The sequence below is a fragment of the Actinotalea sp. C106 genome (assembly GCF_023630195.1).
Taxonomy (GTDB): Bacteria; Actinomycetota; Actinomycetes; order Actinomycetales; family Cellulomonadaceae; genus Actinotalea.
Genome location: NZ_JALPKN010000651.1, coordinates 1 through 519, shown reverse-complemented (window position 1 = coordinate 519; position 519 = coordinate 1). Strand labels below are relative to the sequence as shown.

Sequence of the window (519 nt, the reverse complement as noted above, 5' to 3'; positions counted from 1 at the left end):
CGGCTCGACGGGTCGCGGCCGCGGTGCTCGGTGAGGCCGACCCGCGATGGACCCGCACCAACCACCGCGGTGAGCCGGTGAGCCTCCTCGCCGGCCCGGCCGCGACGGTCGGGCTCGCGGCAGGGCTCCTGATCGGGGGTGGCGGACGAGCCGCCGCTGCCGGGACGGTCGCGGCCCTCGGGGCCGGGGCCTTCGGTGTCGTGGACGACGTCAGCGAGGACACCTCGCGTCGCCGCAAGGGGCTGCGCGGTCACCTCGGTGCGCTCGCGCACGGCGAGGTCACCACGGGCGGTCTGAAGGTCCTGGGCATCGGTGCGACCTCCCTGGTGGCCGCTGCCCTCGTGCCGCGCGGACCGACCGCTCGCTCCCGGATCGTCACCGGCGTCGAGGTCCTGGGCTCCGGGGTGCTGATCGCCGCCTGCGCCAACCTCGTCAACCTGCTGGACCTGCGGCCCGGGCGCGCGCTGAAGGCGACCGCCCTCGCCGCAGCTCCGACCCTCGCGGCCGGTGCCGGAGCCC

At 77.3% G+C, this 519-nt stretch carries 1 pseudogene; it reads left to right on the top strand.

The features are described 5' to 3' along the window. Nucleotides 1-23 precede the first annotated feature (23 nt). A pseudogene (locus L0B03_RS19010) lies at nucleotides 24-519 on the top strand (hypothetical protein); the annotation flags it as partial.